We start from the raw sequence: 17,004 nt of genomic DNA, 5'->3' as shown, positions 1-17,004 counted from the left end.
TTCAGTCAATAATTCAGTGCTGAAATTCCTATTGTGGCAATACGTGGTTCTCCGCAGGATGACGGGTGTCCCGATTCACCACTACCTGCGAGGCGAACATGATCGTCATCACCGCTCCCACGGGGAACATCGGCCGTCCCCTACTCGCCCAGCTCCTGGATTCGGAGGAGGAATTGCGGGTGATCGTGCGTGATCCCGCGCGCCTGCCCGACACCCCACGCGGACGCGTCGAGGTGATCACCGGCTCGCACGCGGACGCCCACGTCCTCGATCGAGCCTTCGACGGCGCGGACGCCGTGTTCTGGCTCGTCCCCCCTGATTCCTCCCGACCCCCGCACGACGGCTGGAGCGGTTTCACCAGCCCCGCCGCACGGGCGCTCGCAGCCCACGGTGTCGGCTGGGTCGTCGCGGTGTCGGCACTGGGCCGCGGCACCCCGCTCGCCGACCACGCCGGCTTGGTCACCGCGTCCCTCGCCATGGACGACCTCATCGCCGGGAGCGGCGTCGCCTACCGGGCATTGGCCAATCCGTCCTTCTTCGAGAACCTCCTGGAGGACATCGACTCGATCCGCGACAAGGGCGTGTTCGTCGATGTCGTCGACGTCGACCGCAAGGCCCCGATGGTCGCGGTCGCCGACATCGCGGCCGTCGCCGCCGAGTTGCTGCTCGACCGCTCATGGACCGGTACCGACAGCGTCCCCGTCCTCGGCCCGCAGGACCTGTCACCCAACGACCTGGCCCGCATCATGACCGAACAGCTCGACCGCCCCGTCCGTTACGAACGTCAGTCCCTCGACGAACTACACACCACTCTCGTGGGCTACGGCCTCGACGCGGCGTTCGCCCAGGGAGTCGTCGACATGAAGCGAGCCAAGGACCAGGGCCTCGACGCCGGTGTCGCCCGCACTCCGGAAACAGCGTCTCCCACCAGCTTCGAGCAGTGGTGCGCCACCACCCTGAAGCCCGCTGTCTTCTCCTGAACCCACCCTCCGACCCGTACCACCAAAACCTTTGGAGACATTTTCATGCCCGCTGCGCACACCGAACCCCCGGTCACGGCATTCATGCTCGTCAAGACCACACCCGAATGGCTCGCACTGACCGTCCCGGAACGTGTGGACGCCTTCACCACCCACGTCCTGCCCGCCATCGAAGCCAAGACCACCGGTGTGCGGTCACGCTTCTACGACACCGAGTTCTACTCCGTCCGCGTCACCGATGTCTGGGTATGGGAAGCGGAAAGTCACCACGCCTACCAACTGCTCATCGACGCCCTGCGCGAAACCCCTTTCTGGGACCGCTATTTCGAGGTCGTCGACCTCCTCGTGGGCACCGAGAACGGCTACGCGCGTACTTACGGTCTCGATACCGTCGCCACTATCAGCACCTGAAACCGATTGTCCGACGCAGTGTTCGGGTGCGCAGTGCCGCCGATGCGGTGCTGTGCCACCCGTCCGGGGTGCTCTGGCGCGGCTCATGGACTGCTCGCCGGCGCTTTCGCCGCGAGTCGTCCGGCCGCTACCGTCGCCGCCGCGATGGTGCACAGCGCCGCCAGCATGATCGCCGAGCCCTCACCCGGCACGAGCACCCCCAGCTGACTGCCGACGGTCACCGCCGCGACCGGCACCCCGATCTGTGCCGCGGCGAGTGTGCCGTAGGCGACCGGCTGGCCGAGCAGTCGCGCCGCACAGTGCACGCCGACAGCCCCGAGGCCGAGTACCGAGCCGAGCACGATGAACCGCGGGTGTTCCCCGAACTCGCGCAGATCGAGCCGGGCGCCGAGCCAGACGAAGAACAGCGGAGCGAGCAGCCCATCGCTGATCGCGAACACCTGCTTGGCCACCCGACGTGGTTCGCCGACACCGGCCACGGCCAACCCCGCCGCGAACCCGCCGAGCATGATCGACACGTGCATCGCGCTGGCCACCCCGCACAGCGCGAACACCAGAACCAGACTCACCCGCAGTTCCAGCGTGAATTTCCGGTCCTCGGACACCTCGTGCACCTGACGCTGCGCACCCGATGTCTGGAGATAGCGCAGCACGAAGAACATCACGGTCGCGCAGAGCGCCACGACCACCGCGCCGATCGCGGCTCTGCCTGCGTTCGCCGGATCGATCACCAGCGGCAGCGCGACGATGCAGGCGGTGTCGGCGATGGCCACCTGCGCGGTGAGCGCGAGCACCGGCGGCCCACTCAACCGCATCGAGTCGATGATGGGCAACGCCATCGCCGCGGACGACGACGCCATCAGCACCGCGTAGACCGCCGCGTGCCCGACGTCGAACGCCTGCGCCACCGCCCAGCCCGCCACCGCCGCGACCACGCCGACCAGCACGGCACGCACCACGCCGATACCGAGCGCGGTCCGGACCCGCGGATCACGCACCGGCACATGGGTACCCGCGGCGAACATCACCAGCGCGAACCCCATGTCGGCAAGGAAGACGAAGATCGGATCGGTGGGGTCGAGGATGCGAAGACCGGTGGTGCCGAAGATGATTCCCGCGACGAGTTCGCCGAGCAGCACCGGCAGATACAGCTGTCTCGGCAGGGCGAGCAGTGGCCCGATCAACCCGAGCGCCACCACCAGCGCCAGGGTTGCGAACGTCATGGCATCGCGGCGATCTTGGCGGGGATCTCGACGTTCTCGTCGGCCCAGTACAGCGCGCACACACGGTGATAACCGTCGGCGATCAGCATCGGCACATTCGCGCGGCAGTCACCCCGCACCAGCAGGATCGGCGAGAGCTTCTTGCCCTCGTTCACCTTGAGCAGGTCTCTGCGCACATGCGGATTGTCCGGCGTGAGGGCTTCGAGCTGGGACGCCCGCAGAATGTCCTTCGCCTTCTTGACCACCACCGGCGCGGCCCTGAGCTCGGCCACGATCGCGTCGACCATCGCCTTGTCGCCCAGCAGATCGAGATAGTCGGCGGCAGCGGGATAGTCATGATCTTCCGGAGCGGACTTCCACTCCACCTGCAGAATCTGGTCAGCCATCGACCCATCATCCGCCGCACCCGACCGATTCCCCGGGAGGTCGCCGGATGTCGCCGATCGGTTTCGCGATCGGTATCGGCGTCAGCGAACTCGGGCGGGAAGGCCGGATCATCACCGACACGCAGACCGCCTACAACACCAACGACGCGGAACTCATGACCGCACAGTTCACGACGAACGCGGTGGTCGGCAATGCCGTCGGCATGCTGATCAGCGGACACGACGCGCTGCTCGACGCGAACCGGCGCGGGCTGGCCGGATTCCTGAAGGACGAATACGTCCGATACGACGTCGTCGACGTGACCTTTCTGCGCCCGGATGTGGCCATCGCCCACAAGACCGCACGCGCCACCACCGCCGACGGCACCCTGATCGACACCGAGCCGGCGATGGTCGCGCTGTACGTACTGGTCGAGCAGGACGGGCAGTGGTGGACCGCCGCCCGGCAGAACACCCTGGTCCCGTCAGCGGGGTGATCCCACCGTGGCGCGGCGGCTGGTCAGCCGCGGGCCATATCGACGAAACGGCTGAGGTGCAGCTGGTGGGCGACGGTGATCGTGGCGGTCGGACCATTACGGTGTTTGCCGACGATGAGGTCGGCCTCGCCGCCGCGGGGGTCGTCGCGTTCGATGGCATCCGGCCGGTGGAGCAGGATGACCATGTCCGCATCCTGCTCGAGCGATCCAGATTCACGCAGATCGGACACCATTGGCCGCTTGTCGGTTCGCTGTTCCGGACCACGGTTCAGCTGCGAGATCGCGATCACCGGAACCTCGAGTTCCTTGGCGAGCAGCTTGAGGTGTCGCGAGAATTCCGAGACTTCCTGCTGACGTGATTCGACCTTCTTGCCCGAGCTCATCAGCTGCAGGTAGTCCACCACAACGAGTTTCAGGTCATGACGCTGCTTGAGCCGCCGCGCCTTCGCCCGAATCTCCATCATGGTCAGGTTCGGCGAATCGTCGACGAACAGCGGCGCCTCACTGATCTCACTCATCCGCCGAGCCAACTTGGTCCAGTCGTCATCGCTCATCCGCCCGGACCGCATATCACCGAGCTTGATCTTCGCCTCGGCGGAAAGCAGACGCATCACGATCTCGGTCCGGCTCATTTCGAGCGAGAAAATGACGCTGGCCATGCCGTGCTTGATCGAGCAACTCCGCATGAAATCCATACCGAGCGTGGAATTGTGCGTCGGCACCATCGAGCGACCGGCCAGGTAGAGATGATCGGCATTGTCGACTTCGACGCAGCGCACGGGCACTGACTCGACGCGCCGCACATCGACAATGTAGCGGGAGTTCGAACGAGCCGTGCTCACCGCGGCGCGACGTTCCTTGTGCAGCAGCGCCTTCCGGTACAGACCGAACACCTCGTCATCCGTTGCGAACGTCAGTGTGTAGCACGTCGACGACTGCTCCGAACGGCCGCGCACCCGCTTTGTCGACACACCACAGCGATAGCCGAGGCTGACGACCAGTTCCTGAACATCGCGGAACAGTCGTTCGCTGGTGACCGCGAACTGGGCAGACCCGCCGTGGGTGACGGTCCCGTCGGTGTCGAGCAGACCTGCCAGGAGTGCCCGACGCTGAGATTCGGACGAGCGCAGGTAGGCAGTGGGAATGTGCTTGTCACCGAGTACCCCGAGCGTGCGGAGCCGGGCCTGCACGCTGCCGACCGAATTCCGGCACGACTGGCACAGACGCAAACCGATCGATGGGCCGCCGCACTGCGAGCAGGTCGGCGCGGGAACGGGTTCGGAGACGAATCGTGCCTTACCGCCGCAGGAACGGCCGCAGGTACGGACCTCACTGGTGAACGGAGTGAATTCGGTGCCGCACACCACGCAGGGGCGGGCCGCGACGGGTTCATCAGCGGGGAGCGTGAGCTGGAATCGCCACTGCGCCGATCGTGAAGGAACCGCCACGATGCCTTCGGACTCGATACGCGCGACGATTTCCGGGTCGACGCTGGTGATCTGAGCTGCCGCGGAGGTGCCGTCGCCCAACCAGGCGCCCAGTGTGTAGGGCGGGACGAGAAGCTCGCGCTCAGGTAGTTGCAGTGGCTCCGCGTTGGTGACGGAGTGGTTGATCCTCTTGTCCGCGGTATCGCAACGCACGGTGTCGGCAATCTGTGCCGTGGTGCGGACTTCGGCGAACACCTGCGCTGAACGGCGTGACGCGCGCGTCTCGGTCAACCACTGGTGTTGCTCGTCTGCGACGAGCACTGTCCCATCGGAGAACTCGACCTCGTAGCACGGCCGGTCGACCATGACCTCGGTCGCTGCGACGACGCGCGTCGGACGGCCCTGTGCATCGAGTAGATCCTCACCGACACGAACCTCACCCATGGTGGTCCAACCACCAGGCGTCGGCAGCGGAGTGTCCAGCGCCAGCGCCTTACCCACACCGGGTCGGGCCGCCACGATGATCATCTGCCCGGGATGCAGCCCGTTGGTGAGTTCGTCGAGTTCGGTGAAGCCGGTGGGGACGCCGAGGGAGATGCCGCCACGGGAGGCGATGGAGTCGATTTCGTCCATGGTGGGCTGGAGGAGTTCTTCCAGCGGGGTGAAGTCCTCGGTGGTGCGGCGTTCGGTGACTTCGTAGATTTCGGCCTGGGCGCGGTCGACCACCTCGGCGACGTCCTGGCCGTCGGCGCCGGCGTAGCCGAATTGGACGATGCGGGTGCCCGCTTCGACGAGGCGGCGCAGGATGGCCTTTTCGGCGACGATCTCGGCGTAGAAGCCGGCGTTGGCCGCGGTGGGGACGGTCTGGGTGAGGGTGACCAGGTAGGGCGGGCCACCGATGCGCTTGAGTTCGCCGCGGCGGTCGAGGCCTGCCGAGACGGTGACGGGGTCGGCGGGTTCGCCGCGGCCGTAGAGGTCGAGGATGGTGTCGTAGATCGCCTGGTGCGCGGGGCGGTAGAAGTCGCCGGGGCGCAGCACCTCCACCACATCGGCGATGGCGTCCTTGCTCAGCAGCATGCCGCCGAGGACGGACTGCTCAGCGGCCATATCGTGCGGAGGCTGACGACCGAAGTCCTCGCCGGGGGGTTCAGGCGTGAACTCGGTTTGCGCGCGGTCACCGGTGGTTGTCACCAGGGGAGTCCTCTCTGCCCGCAGAACCGGGGTTTCACATCGATGTTCTCGTTGTACTCCCGGACACCGACACGGATGTCAGCAATCGGTTGCCTGCGTGATTCCCGGGGCCGCGCGCAGGGCAATGCGACGAACCTAGGCGACGTTTTCGGGACTCGCCAACCCGACATGTGCACACAACTGTGGATAACTTGGGGGTAGTTCACCCGTTGTTGTGCAGCGCCTGTGGAAAACATGGGGAAAACCCAGGTCAGTACGGTAAAACGCCCTGCTAGACCCCGGTTTGCCCAACTTCGTCCCTGTGGATGAAAGAAGTTCCGGCGTGTCGGTCGAGGTGAACAGCCGGGCGTGTTGGGTTAACAGCGATGGTGCAGGCTATGACTGGAGTCACAAATCTGCCGGTCGGTTTCCGCAGTCATCCACAGGGTGAATAACCGGAGGTCGAGCGGTACCCGACCGTGAGCCGCGCAACACCACCCATACCGGTCGCGTTATCGGCTACCTACCAGTTATCGCAAAATCGCCCTGAAAAAGGCAAGCAGAAACCACCCCTGCGCACGCACAGGGGTGGTTTCCGGCGAACTCAGTTCGCAGCAACCTCGAGGTTGAACTTCGCGGCCACATCGGGGTGCAGGTGCACCACGATGCCGTGCTTGCCGGTCGCCTTGATGTGCGACTTCGGCAGCTCGATGCTGCGCTTGTCGACCACGGGGCCACCGGCCGCCTTGATGGCCGAAGCCACGTCGGTGGTGGTGACCGAACCGAACAGCTTGCCGCTGTCGGCGGTCTTCACGGTCAGCGAAACCGCGGCGAGGCCCTCGATGGCCTGCTTCAGCTCGTTGGCGTGATCCAGGTCGCGCACCTTGCGGGCGTCCTGGGCGCGACGGATACCGTCGACCTGCTTCTGGGCGCCACGGGTGGCCTGAATGGCCAGACCGCGGGGCAGCAGGAAGTTACGGCCGTAGCCGTCCTTGACCTCGACAAGGTCGCCGGGGGCGCCGAGGTTGTCGACATCAGCGGTGAGGATGAGCTTCATCTGTGTGACTCCCTTTCTCAGCGAGCGGTCGACACGTAAGGAAGCAGAGCCACCTCACGCGAGTTCTTGACGGCGACAGCGATGTCACGCTGGTGCTGCACGCAGTTGCCGGTGACGCGGCGAGCGCGGATCTTGCCGCGATCGCTGACGTACTTACGCAGCAGCGTGGTGTCCTTGTAATCGATATTGACGATTCCGGACTTTGCTTCCTTGCAGAAAGCGCAGGCCTTCTTCTTCAGTACCTTTTCGCGCGCGGGCGCTTTAGGCATGGGTTTCTCTCCGTACTATGAGTGCCGTTCGATCAGAACGGCGGTTCGTCATCCATGCGGCCGCCGCCCCCGAAGGAGCCGGCCGCGGGCGCGCTACCCCACGGATCGTCCTCGCCACCGGCATTGCTGCCGCCGGCCGGACGTCCGCCGCCGTTGTTGGCGTTGTAGCCGCCTGCGCTAGATCCACCACCGGCATTACCGGAACCACCACCACTGAAGCCACCACCGCCGCCTCCGCCACCGCGACCGGCCTTGGAGACCTTCGCCGTCGCGTAACGCAGCGAGGGACCGACTTCGTCGACCTCGAGCTCGACCACAGTGCGCTTCTCACCCTCGCGGGTTTCGTAGGAGCGCTGCTTGAGCCGGCCACTCACGATGACGCGAGCGCCTCGGGTCAGACTTTCGGCGACGTTCTCCGCTGCTTCACGCCAGATGTTGCAGCGCAGGAACAGAGCCTCGCCGTCTTTCCATTCGTTCGAATTGCGATCGAACACACGGGGAGTCGACGCGACGGTGAAATTTGCCACCGCCGCACCTGCGGGCGTGAAACGAAGCTCCGGGTCTGCCGTCAAGTTTCCGATGACGGTAATGACCGTGTCGCCTGCCATGGGGGTTCCTCCTGCTCGGGGTGCAGTCCGCATCTCGGGGATTTGCGCTCGAGCCTAAAGCCAGGCTCTGACAAATTCGAGGGTGCGGACTACTTGTCGTTGCGCAGAACCTTGGTGCGCAGCACCGTCTCGTTCAGGCCCAGCTGGCGGTCGAGTTCGCTCACGGTGGCCGGGGTCGCGGTCAGGTTGACGATCGCGTAAATGCCTTCGGCCTGCTTGGCGATTTCGTAGGCGAGCCGGCGGCGGCCCCAGATGTCGACCTTGTCGACGTTGCCGCCCTCGGTCTTGACGACCGTGAGCAGGGTATCCAGGGACTGCCCGACGATGCGCTCGTCCAGGCTCGGGTCGAGGATGACCATTACTTCATATTGACGCACGGACCAATCACCTCCTGTGGACTAGGAAACGGCCATGGACTCTCCATGGCAGGAGGGTTCGTTGCGTCAGCAACCCGCCAAGGCTACATGAGCGGGTGGTGACCAGCGAAATCGATGCCTGCCGCGGGTGTACCCGGGTGATCGGGACACCGCCGCATAATGTGGTCGCCATGACCACAGTCGGCCCGCGGCAGCGCGCAGCACGACGCGGCGCGACGTGGGCCGCTGCCTTGAGCATCTTCGTGATGCTGCTGTGTGGCCTCACTCTCGCGCTGGCCTATGCCAACAAGGCCCGGTGCGCGGGCGGCGCGATCGATGAATCCGGTCGCAGTCTGGTATTCGAGGAGCGCAAGGATTCGGATGTCTGCTATTCCGACATCCAATTCCTGTGGCTCGGCCGCGATATCGACAATCACGTCTTCCCGTACGTGGACGGCGCGATCACCGAAGACGGTGCGCTGACCGGCGGCGCGGTGGAATACCCGGTGCTCAGCGGCGTGCTGATGTGGGCGGGCGCGATCGGGGTGGACAACGACGCCGACTTCCTGTGGCACTCGGCGCTGCTGCTCGCGCCGTTCGCCCTGCTCACAGCGTGGATGCTGGCCAGGCTCGCCGGCCCGGCGGCGCTGCTGTGGGCGATCGGCCCGCCACTGGTGTTCTATGCCTTCCACAACTGGGAACTGCCGGTGGTGTGCACGGCGGTGGCGGCGGTCTATGTGATGACGATGCTGACCGGCCTGTCCGTGCGCACCCGCGGAATCATCGCCGCGGTGCTGCTCGCGCTGGGTTTCTGTCTCAAGCTCTATCCGGGAATCTTCGTGCTCCCGCTCGCGGTGTTCGTGCTCACCGAGGGGGCACCGCGCGGTCGTCGCCCGATCGGTGAGCTGGACGTGGCGGGTGCCGCGCAGACTCTGCTGGCCGCGATGGGCACGGTGGCGGCCGTGAATCTGCCGTTCGTGCTGGCCGGGGTGGAGGGCTGGCGCGCCTCGATCACGTTCCAGCAGCTGCGTCAGGCCGACATCACCACCAACTCGATCTGGTACTGGGGTCACCAGCTGATCTTCGGCCGCGCGGCGGAAACGACCCAGACCTGGCACGACGCGGTCGCGATCGCCTCGCCCGTCTTGATCTTCGGCGGATTCGGGCTGGCCCTGTGGCTGGGCTGGCGGCGCTGGACCCCCACTTCGGCGTATCCGTGGGTCGGCGTGAGCGCGGCGATGCTGGCCGCTTTCATGCTGTTCCACAAGGTGCATTCACCCCAGTACACCCTGTGGATAATTCCGTTCCTGGTGTTGCTGGAGGTGCCGTGGTCGCTGGTCGCGGCCTACCTGGTGGCCGACGCGGCGGTGGGCGTCGGGGTGTTCCGGTACTTCGCCGCGCTGGGCGAGGGCGAGGGCGTGGAGTTGATGGAAGGGATCGTCCAGTTCGGCGTGTGGTTGCGCACCGCGCTGTTGATCACCCTGTTCTTCCTCTTCCTGCGGGCGAGGGTGCGCGGCCCGCGCGTCGAACCGAGCACCGCGCTCGGTCGCCAACTGCAACCCGCGTGAACGACAGCGGCGGCGAATCCCCGAAGGGACTCGCCGCCGCTGTTGATCTTCGGCTGTGGATCAGCTGACCGGAGCGGACTCCTTGGCGTCCTCCACGGCGTCCGGCTCCGCCTTGCGGTTGCGCAGGACGCTGGAGACGAGCGCCGCGCCGATGAACGCCACGCCGATCAAGCCCGTGATGAGCTCGTTGACGTGCACGCCGATCGAGACGAGCAGGATCGCCGCCAGCGCACCGATCGCCCAGTGGGCGCCGTGCTCGAGGTACACGTAGTCCGACAGCGTGCCCTGGCGAACCAGGTACACCGTGATCGACCGGACGAACATCGCGCCGATCAGGCCGAGGCCCAGCGCGATGATGATCGGGTCGGAGGTGATGGCGAACGCGCCGATGACACCGTCGAAGGAGAACGACGCGTCGAGCACTTCCAGGTAGAGGAACAGGAAGAACGCGGCCTTACCGGTCGCCTTGACCAGCGTGGACGGGCCACCCTGCGGGCCCTCTTCGAACTCCTCGGTGTGGAACATCGAACCGAGGCCGTCGACCAGGATGTAGACGATCATGCCGAGCAGACCGGAGACCAGCACGGTGGAGCGATCGTCGGCGTCGGCCAGGAACTCCGCGACCAGCACCAGACCGGTACCGGCGACGACCACCGACAGCATGTCGAGCTTGCCCGCCTTGGCCAGCGGCTTCTCGAGCCAGCTGAGCCAGGTGATGTCACGCTCTTCGAAGATGAAGTTCAGGAACAGCAGCGCCAGGAACATGCCACCGAACGCCGCGATCTGCGGGTGCGCGTCGGTGAGCAGGGTCTCGTAGCTCGGGCTGCCGTCAGGGAAGTAGGCGGCGTCGTCCACCGGCGGGTTCAGCGCCAGGTCGAAAGCCTCGACCGGGTTCAGTCCCGCGGTGACCCACACGATGGCCAACGGGAAGATCAGACGCATACCGAACACGGCGATCAGCACGCCGACAGTCAGGAAGATCCGCTGCCAGAATTCGCTCATCCGTTCCAGGACGGTGGCGTTGATGACGGCGTTGTCGAACGACAGCGACACCTCGAGAATGCCGAGGATGGCGCACAGTGCGAGAGCGGTCAAGCCACCGTAGAGGTAGGCCACGACCAGCGAGAACACCGTGATGACGATGGACAGGCCGAAGATGCGCGTTATCACGCGGAGGGACCTTTCTGTTTCGCACGAACAGGGGGCCCGATGTGTCGAGCCCCCTGTTCGCGAGGGTGACTAGACGTTGACGCCGTAGTCGCGAGCGATGCCGGACAGACCGGAGGCGTAGCCCTGACCGACGGCGCGGAACTTCCATTCGGCACCATTGCGGTACAGCTCGCCGAAGACCATAGCGGTCTCGGTCGAGGCGTCCTCGGACAGGTCGTAGCGGGCGAGCTCGGTGCCGTTGGCCTTGTTGACCACGCGGATGTAGGCGTTGCGTACCTGACCGAACGACTGTGAGCGAGTCTCGGCATCGTAGATCGATACCGGGAAGAAGATGCTCTCGATGGTCGGCGGGGTGTTGGCGAGGTCGACGTCGATGACCTCGTCGTCGCCTTCGCCCTCACCCGTGGTGTTGTCGCCCTTGTGCTCGATGGCGCCCTCGGGGGACTTCAGGTTGTTGAAGAAGACGAAGTGCTTGTCGGAGACGACCTTCTTGTCGGCGCCGGTCGCGATGGCGCTCGCGTCGAGGTCGAAGTCAGTGCCGGTGGTAGTGCGCACGTCCCAGCCGAGGCCGACCGAGACCGCGGTCAAGCCCGGAGCCTCTTTGCTCAGCGAAACGTTGCCGCCCTTGGACAGACTGACACCCATGCGGGAATCCCTTCGATTAGTCCGGTGTGTCGTTTCCCAGCATGTCCGAATCGCCGGGTACCGCTACGACAGTAATAGGTTTCGTGGATCTTGCGTAGGAACCGTCTGCAGCCCAGGTTAACGGGGTGAATCTCCTACCATCGACGGCAGTGAGTGGGCGAACCGCGGCCGTGGTTCGGAAAGGGGATGTGCCGGTGACACCTCGCAGACGCGGATGGTTCAGATCGGGGGCGGATCATGAGTGGATCAGCGGGGCGCGGGCCGCGGCGTCGGCCGCCTTCCTGGATATGGATCGCAGGCAGACGGCGGCGGAGGCGGGCGTGGTGGCCAGTGAGCAGGTCTTCCCCGACCGCCGGATCGGCGCGGTCTGGGAGCCGGTGCGGGCGCGGTGCTACGCCGCGGCGGGCGCGTATCTGAGTTTCACCGAGGAACTCGACGCCGCCGAGGCCGCGGGCACCCCGATCGCGGACGGTCAGGCCAGGGCGGACGCGTTGGTCCGGCAGCTGAACGAGGCCGCGCGTGGGGTCGACGATTTCTATAACGCGCACCGCGCCGGCCTCGCCGAAGCCGCGACCGTGCGAGCGTCGGTGCCGCAGTTGCTGACACACGTGCGGGCCGAGGCCGAGCAGGTGCTGGCCGCCGCGGCGTCGTCCGGATTCGCGAATTACCCCTCGATCTCCGCGGGTGTAAGGAGGCTGAATGAGGCTCTGATCACAGCCTCTTCCAGCGATCCCGGCACGTCGGTCGCGGCCGCGCGCGAGGCTGCGAATACGGTGCAAGAGGCGACGGCGGAACTATCGAATGCGTTGGCGCAGGCCCCTTCTCGTGCCTCGGCTGCCGCGAACGCGATCGCGTCGGTGACCACCCGCCTTGCTGCCGTCGGCAACCGTGCCGGCGCGCTCGGACCGGCCTACTCCGCGCTGCTGCGTGAGTTCAGTGCTGCGAGTTCGGCGGACTTGACCAACAATGAGCGGGAAAGCCGTCGTGGCATGGACGCCGCCGACGAAGCGCTGGTCGGCGCGCGCGTCGCGGCAGCCGATCGTGATCCGGAGACCGCCCTTGATTTGACCGCCACCGCACGCGCGTACCTCGCCGAGGCCGAGCAGTTGGTCGACGCCGTCACCCGGCGCCTCGAATTGTTACGTGAGGTACGTACCGACCCCGAAGCTCAGGCCCGCACCGTACGATTCCGGCTGCGGGACGCGCAGATGCTGGCGGTAGACCGAGGACTGGTCGCCGAGTGGGGCTCGGTTCTCGATGCACAAGCAGAACGCCTCGATCGCATCACCGCTGGACTTACTGGTCGCCACCCGGACTACTGGGCGTATGTTACCGAGCTGGGTACCGTCGCAGAGTTCATCGCGGGCGTAGTCGAGCGCATCAGAAAACACGCTTCCGAAAAGTAGAAATGACATGGGTCGACAGATGAGGTGGGGGGAATGACCGCGGGCTACGCCATCGCACCGGAAGTTTGCTTGCGTAAGCAGGTACCGCTGCGCCATTTCCAGCAGTTGCAGGGTCCCCGCCGCCGGGAGTTGTTCCTGGTCGAACCGGAGCCGATTCAAGGCCACGACGACCGGGAGCTGCTGGCGACCGCGCTCGGCGCGACCCTGTATGTGCCCGCGACCCGCCCCGATCTGGCCGCCACGATTCGCCGGCGGGCCGCGCGCGGGGTGTGCTCGATGGTGATCGACCTCGAGGACGCGGTCGCCGATCACCAGGTGGAGGCCGCTAAACAGCACGCGGTGGACACCCTGGATCTGCTCGCACGCGGCGAAGACGCGAACCCGATGCTGTTCATCCGGGTCCGCGACGCGGCCTCGGTCGGCGAACTGGTCGCCGCGCTCGGACCGGGCGCCGACGTGCTCACCGGATTCGTCTTCCCCAAGTTCGACGCCGTCAGCGGGCCCGCCTACCTGGCCGCGCTCGACGACGCCAACCGCAGCCTCGGCCGTCCGGTCTACGCGATGCCGGTGCTCGAATCGTCGAACCTGGTGCACCGCCAGACCCGTGACGAGCAGCTCTCGCGCATCGCCGATCTGCTCGCCGGACACCGTGAGCAGCTGCTGGCGGTGCGAATCGGCGCCACCGACATGTGCTCGACCTTCGGCATCCGCCGCGACCGCGACCTCACGATCTACGACGTGCGGGTGGTCGCCGACGTGATCGCCGACATCGTCAATTACCTCGGCCGCGTCGACGGCACCGGCTTCATCATCACCGGACCGGTGTGGGAGTACTTCGCCGATCACGAGCGGATGTTCCGGCCGCAGCTGCGCAGCGCGCCGTTCGAGGAATCCGACGCGGTGAAGTTCCGCCAGTACCTGGTGAGCCGCGACCTCGACGGCCTGCTGCGCGAGATCACCCTCGACCGCGCCAACGGCATTCAGGGCAAAACGGTGATCCACCCCTCGCACGTGGCCGTGGTGCACGCGCTGTCGGTGGTGACCCACGAGGAGTACGCCGACGCGCTCGACATCATGGCGGCCGATGTCGGTGGCGTCGCGGCCTCGGAATACCGCAACAAGATGAACGAGATGCGCCCGCACCGCAGTTGGGCCCGCCAGACGCTGGTTCGGGCCCGTGCGTTCGGGGTCGCGAACAAGGGAGTGTCTTTCGTGGACTTGCTGACAGCGATGATCGCCGAATGAGTGCGTTCGAAACACCATGGGCGACGGTGAATCTCGGGATCGAGCTGCATCACGGTGCGTCCTTCGCCGCGCGCTCGGCCGAGGGCACGGCATCGGGTGAGGTGCTTGCCGCGCCGTCCGTCGATGACGTGTCGACCGACGGCGGATTTGTCGCGTTGTCCGCCGAAAGCGTGCTGACGGGCGAGCTTTCGATCGGCGCGCTGGTGCAGCCGGGGTTGCGCCGCAATCCGCGCCGGGCGCACCTGCTGGTGTCCACGGTGCTGGGCAAGCACCTGCCCACCGATCCGCGCATCGTGATCGGCGCGGGTAACCGCCTGGCCGATCTCGTGCGCGAGGTACTCGGTGATCGTGAAGCCGTCGTGCTCGGATTCGCCGAGACCGCTACCGGTTTGGGCCACTGTGTGGCCGCGCGGATCGACGCGGGCTGCTACCTGCACTCCACCCGCCGGCACGAGTCGCGAGCCACCACGCTGACCGGTTTCGAAGAGGGCCACTCGCACGCCACCTCCCATCTGCTCCAGCCCGCGCCCGCCGCGATCTTCGCCAACGATCTGCCGCTGGTGCTGGTCGACGACGAGATCTCCACCGGCGACACCGCCATCGACGCGGTTCGCGCACTGCACACGTTCGCGCCGCGTTCGCACTATGTGCTCGCCTCGCTGGTGGACATGCGTACCCCTGCCGATCGGATCAAATTCGAAGCTGCCGCAGCCGAACTCGGTGCGCGGATCGACACGGTCTGCCTGGCCTCCGGTCGCACCGAGCTGCCTGCCGGGCTGATCGATACCGTGACCGCCCTGCCTGATCCGCAGCTGAATCCGGTAGGGGTCCGGCCCGGTTCGTACGGTCGCATCGAATTGACCTGGCCTGCTGATGTTCCCGAGGGCGGCAGGCACGGGATCCTTCGTTCGGATGGCGCCGCCTTCGACGTCGCGTTGAAATCCATTGCCGGGGAGGTGAACACCCGCCTCGATGCCGAGTTCGCCGGCCGTCCGGTCATCGTCATCGGCCACGAAGAACTCATGTACCTGCCCCTGCGCCTGGCCGCCGACCTGGCCGATGCCGGCACCCCCACCCGCTTCCAAACCACCACTCGCTCACCGGCATACGTCCTCGACGAACCCGGCTACCCCCTGCGGCGCGGCTTCCGATTCATCGCCCCGGAACCCGACCCCGCCGCCCAGCGCTACCTCTACAACGCCCAGTGGCCTGATGACGACGCAGTGCTGTTGGTCGTCATCGATCCGCCCGCCGACACCCCGGAGCTGGTCGCCCCCGGCGGCCTGGTCGATGTCCTCACCGCGTCGGGCGCCGACGTTCTGATAGCTGTGCTCCCCGGCGCCGATCCCCGTGCGCTGCACGCGGGCCGCACCGCTGAGCCGGTAGCCGTGACAGCGTCACTGTCGGCGCCCGATTCGGCGGACCGGGACGGCCACACCGAACACGGCGGCGAAGCGAGCTCCGGTGCCGGTCCGCTCCCCGTGGCCCTGCACGGACCCGAGTTCGGTTCGTATGCGCCCGAGGATGTTTCGTGGCTGCTCAAGGATCTCTCGGAAGCCGACCTCGAAGCCGATATCGCCGACCGTGAACGGCGCATCCAGGCCGGTGTGGCCCATTACGCCGAGTCGCTGCCGGTCGAGTTCCAGCCGGATGCCGAATACCGTGAGCTCTTCGATCGCGTGCTGGCCGACAGTGCCGAACGTCTGGCGCTGGCCGTCGCGACCGTGGCGGAGCTGGTTGTCGCCGAACGCGGTGAGGATGTTGTCCTGGTCTCGCTGGCCAGGGCGGGTACCCCCGTCGGCGTGCTCATGCGTCGCTGGCTCGTCAGCGGGATCGGCCGCGAGCCTCTCACCGTGCCCCACTACGCGGTCTCGATCGTGCGCGATCGGGGTATCGATGCGGTGGCACTGGACTACCTCGCCCGCCATCATGATCCGTCTTCGATCGTCTTCGTCGACGGCTGGACCGGCAAGGGTGCGATCACCCACGAACTCACCGCCGCCCTCGACGCCTATCACGCCGCCGGCGGCGCCAGATTCAACGACGAGCTCGTGGTTCTGGCCGACCCCGCCAACTGTGTACGCACCTACGGCACCCGTGACGACTTCCTCATCGCCTCGGCCTGCCTCAATTCGACGGTGTCCGGCCTGGTTTCACGCACCGTCTTGAACGGCACCCTGATCGGCCCCGGCGAGTTCCACGGCGCCAAGTTCTACCGCGACCTGATCGACGCCGATGTCTCGAACCAGCTGATCGACACCGTCACAGCGGCTTTCGGCGCGATCAGCGCGAAGGTGCCTGCCGCCGTCGCCGCGATCCGGAATTCCGACCGCACCCCGGACTGGTCCGGGTGGGCGTCGGTGGAGAAGGTCCGCGCCGAATACGGCATCAGCACAGTCAATTACGTGAAGCCCGGCGTCGGCGAGACCACCCGGGTGCTGTTGCGCCGGGTACCGTGGCGAGTGCTGGTCCGTGAGGCAGACGCACCGGAGCACGCCCACATCCGCCTGCTCGCCGCGGCGCGCAATGTCCCGGTGGAAGTGGTCCCCGACCTGGCCTACTCCTGCATGGGCCTGATCAAGGAGCTACCCCGGTGACCGCCGAGTC

The 17,004-nt window shown here is 66.3% G+C and carries 16 protein-coding genes; 7 read left to right on the top strand and 9 right to left on the bottom strand.

Annotation, left to right across the window (positions count from 1 at the left end; genetic code table 11):
* Positions 1–65: 65 nt before the first annotated feature.
* Together ACWFRF_RS10400 and ACWFRF_RS10395 are read left to right on the top strand one after the other, a co-directional pair.
* Positions 66–980, top strand: coding sequence for an NAD(P)H-binding protein (locus ACWFRF_RS10400; protein WP_452449665.1), 915 nt, complete (start codon positions 66–68; stop codon positions 978–980).
* Between the two features lie 45 nt (positions 981–1,025).
* Positions 1,026–1,391 carry a darcynin family protein gene (locus ACWFRF_RS10395; protein WP_452449663.1) on the top strand — a complete coding sequence of 122 codons (366 nt, stop codon included), beginning with the start codon at positions 1,026–1,028 and terminating at the stop codon, positions 1,389–1,391.
* A gap of 83 nt (positions 1,392–1,474) precedes the next feature.
* Here the strand turns inward: ACWFRF_RS10395 and ACWFRF_RS10390 are convergent, their stop codons facing one another.
* Positions 1,475–2,614, bottom strand: a complete 1,140-nt coding sequence (locus tag ACWFRF_RS10390; protein ID WP_452449661.1) for a cation:proton antiporter — start codon at positions 2,612–2,614, stop codon at positions 1,475–1,477.
* Positions 2,611–2,988, bottom strand: a complete 378-nt coding sequence (locus ACWFRF_RS10385; RefSeq protein WP_379312123.1) for a hypothetical protein — start codon at positions 2,986–2,988, stop codon at positions 2,611–2,613. The genes ACWFRF_RS10390 and ACWFRF_RS10385 overlap by 4 nt, the downstream gene beginning before the upstream one ends.
* 59 nt (positions 2,989–3,047) lie before the next feature.
* Here ACWFRF_RS10385 and ACWFRF_RS10380 point away from each other — a divergent pair, with 59 nt between their 5' ends.
* The gene (locus tag ACWFRF_RS10380) at positions 3,048–3,476 is read left to right on the top strand and encodes an SgcJ/EcaC family oxidoreductase (protein ID WP_452449659.1); all 429 of its coding nucleotides are present in this window, start codon (positions 3,048–3,050) and stop codon (positions 3,474–3,476) included.
* Between the two features lie 23 nt (positions 3,477–3,499).
* Here the strand turns inward: ACWFRF_RS10380 and dnaB are convergent, their stop codons facing one another.
* From dnaB to rpsF, 5 genes are all read right to left on the bottom strand, one after another.
* A complete protein-coding gene (gene dnaB / locus ACWFRF_RS10375) occupies positions 3,500–6,094 on the bottom strand; it encodes a replicative DNA helicase (RefSeq protein ID WP_452449657.1) in 2,595 nt (864 codons plus the stop codon).
* Positions 6,095–6,677: 583 nt separating this feature from the next.
* Positions 6,678–7,130 (bottom strand): 50S ribosomal protein L9, encoded by a 453-nt coding sequence (gene rplI, locus ACWFRF_RS10370; protein ID WP_378634861.1) that lies wholly within the window; start codon positions 7,128–7,130, stop codon positions 6,678–6,680.
* A gap of 17 nt (positions 7,131–7,147) precedes the next feature.
* Complete coding sequence (gene rpsR / locus ACWFRF_RS10365) at positions 7,148–7,399, bottom strand: 30S ribosomal protein S18 (protein ID WP_056823934.1); 252 nt, start codon at positions 7,397–7,399, stop codon at positions 7,148–7,150.
* Positions 7,400–7,431: 32 nt separating this feature from the next.
* Complete coding sequence (locus tag ACWFRF_RS10360; RefSeq protein WP_056823931.1) at positions 7,432–8,007, bottom strand: single-stranded DNA-binding protein; 576 nt, start codon at positions 8,005–8,007, stop codon at positions 7,432–7,434.
* A gap of 89 nt (positions 8,008–8,096) precedes the next feature.
* Entirely contained in the window at positions 8,097–8,384 is a 288-nt protein-coding gene (rpsF, locus tag ACWFRF_RS10355; protein WP_056823926.1) for a 30S ribosomal protein S6, read from the bottom strand.
* A 170-nt stretch (positions 8,385–8,554) separates the two neighbouring features.
* On the opposite strand from rpsF, the gene ACWFRF_RS10350 reads away from it, so the two are divergent.
* The gene (locus ACWFRF_RS10350; protein WP_452449654.1) at positions 8,555–9,931 is read left to right on the top strand and encodes a hypothetical protein; all 1,377 of its coding nucleotides are present in this window, start codon (positions 8,555–8,557) and stop codon (positions 9,929–9,931) included.
* Between the two features lie 60 nt (positions 9,932–9,991).
* On the opposite strand, the gene ACWFRF_RS10345 is transcribed toward ACWFRF_RS10350, so the two are convergent.
* Together ACWFRF_RS10345 and ACWFRF_RS10340 are read right to left on the bottom strand one after the other, a co-directional pair.
* Entirely contained in the window at positions 9,992–11,101 is a 1,110-nt protein-coding gene (locus tag ACWFRF_RS10345; protein WP_378634866.1) for a DUF475 domain-containing protein, read from the bottom strand.
* Positions 11,102–11,170: 69 nt separating this feature from the next.
* A complete protein-coding gene (locus tag ACWFRF_RS10340) occupies positions 11,171–11,746 on the bottom strand; it encodes a TerD family protein (RefSeq protein WP_062990541.1) in 576 nt (191 codons plus the stop codon).
* Positions 11,747–11,940: 194 nt separating this feature from the next.
* On the opposite strand from ACWFRF_RS10340, the gene ACWFRF_RS10335 reads away from it, so the two are divergent.
* Genes ACWFRF_RS10335 through ACWFRF_RS10325 form a run of 3 tightly spaced genes read left to right on the top strand, consistent with a single transcriptional unit; the run spans position 11,941 to position 16,994 of the window.
* Positions 11,941–13,152, top strand: a complete 1,212-nt coding sequence (locus ACWFRF_RS10335; protein ID WP_452449652.1) for a hypothetical protein — start codon at positions 11,941–11,943, stop codon at positions 13,150–13,152.
* Positions 13,153–13,185: 33 nt separating this feature from the next.
* Entirely contained in the window at positions 13,186–14,397 is a 1,212-nt protein-coding gene (locus ACWFRF_RS10330; protein WP_378989268.1) for an HpcH/HpaI aldolase/citrate lyase family protein, read from the top strand.
* Complete coding sequence (locus ACWFRF_RS10325; RefSeq protein WP_452449649.1) at positions 14,394–16,994, top strand: phosphoribosyltransferase; 2,601 nt, start codon at positions 14,394–14,396, stop codon at positions 16,992–16,994. The genes ACWFRF_RS10330 and ACWFRF_RS10325 overlap by 4 nt, the downstream gene beginning before the upstream one ends.
* The last annotated feature ends 10 nt before the right edge of the window (positions 16,995–17,004 follow it).

Source organism: Nocardia sp. NPDC055165, from assembly GCF_053606985.1.
The sequence above is the reverse complement of the archived record's forward strand: the minus strand, read 5'-3'. Positions and strand labels throughout refer to the sequence as shown.

Coding starts and splice junctions, on each gene's coding strand:
- ACWFRF_RS10360 (WP_056823931.1), bottom strand. CDS start 8,007: ATGGCAGGCGACACGGTCATTACCGTCATCGGAAACTTGACGGCAGAC.
- ACWFRF_RS10350 (WP_452449654.1), top strand. CDS start 8,555: ATGACCACAGTCGGCCCGCGGCAGCGCGCAGCACGACGCGGCGCGACG.
- ACWFRF_RS10395 (WP_452449663.1), top strand. CDS start 1,026: ATGCCCGCTGCGCACACCGAACCCCCGGTCACGGCATTCATGCTCGTC.
- ACWFRF_RS10330 (WP_378989268.1), top strand. CDS start 13,186: ATGACCGCGGGCTACGCCATCGCACCGGAAGTTTGCTTGCGTAAGCAG.
- rpsR (WP_056823934.1), bottom strand. CDS start 7,399: ATGCCTAAAGCGCCCGCGCGCGAAAAGGTACTGAAGAAGAAGGCCTGC.
- ACWFRF_RS10340 (WP_062990541.1), bottom strand. CDS start 11,746: ATGGGTGTCAGTCTGTCCAAGGGCGGCAACGTTTCGCTGAGCAAAGAG.
- ACWFRF_RS10380 (WP_452449659.1), top strand. CDS start 3,048: ATGTCGCCGATCGGTTTCGCGATCGGTATCGGCGTCAGCGAACTCGGG.
- ACWFRF_RS10390 (WP_452449661.1), bottom strand. CDS start 2,614: ATGACGTTCGCAACCCTGGCGCTGGTGGTGGCGCTCGGGTTGATCGGG.
- ACWFRF_RS10325 (WP_452449649.1), top strand. CDS start 14,394: ATGAGTGCGTTCGAAACACCATGGGCGACGGTGAATCTCGGGATCGAG.
- rplI (WP_378634861.1), bottom strand. CDS start 7,130: ATGAAGCTCATCCTCACCGCTGATGTCGACAACCTCGGCGCCCCCGGC.